General features: G+C 41.1%; 1 protein-coding gene. It reads left to right on the top strand.

The features are described 5' to 3' along the window. Positions 1–530: ABC transporter substrate-binding protein (locus ACFIO3_RS15565; protein WP_375704831.1), on the top strand; the 530-nt coding region annotated here is incomplete at both ends.

The following is a 530-nucleotide window of genomic DNA, read 5'->3' as shown; positions in this document are numbered from 1 at the left end:
CAACCCTTTACATTTGATGTTGCAAAAGCCAAGCAGCTTTTAGCAGAGGCCGGTTATCCGAATGGATTTGAGGCAAATTTTCTTGTCTTAAATGCTCCTTATACTTTGTTACTTGCTCAGTCACTTCAAGATAGTGCTGCACAGGCAGGGGTGCGTCTTAAAATTGAACGTGTGGCAGGTACACAGTTGTTTTCAAAAGTGAATGCACGGGCTTTTGATACGGCTTTTATCGGATGGAATAACGATTCTGCGGATCCCCATACAATGGCTTCACGTCTTGTTTATAATCCTGATAATCGGTTTGAGGCAAAAAATACCGCCTATCCTAGTTGGAAGCATGGATATTTTGATGCCGAGATGAATAAAAAAGTTGAAGAGGCATTGTTTCAAAAAGATCCGCAAAAACGGGCGCAACTTTATGCTGATTTACAACGTGAACTGATGCAAAAAGGGCCTTATGCGTTTATTTATCAGCAATATAGCGCTATAGCGATGACACCTGATGTCAAAAAATGGGTTTGGAATAGTGC

Source organism: Bartonella sp. AD328YNZD (assembly GCF_042196425.1).
The sequence above is the reverse complement of the archived record's forward strand: the minus strand, read 5'-3'. Positions and strand labels throughout refer to the sequence as shown.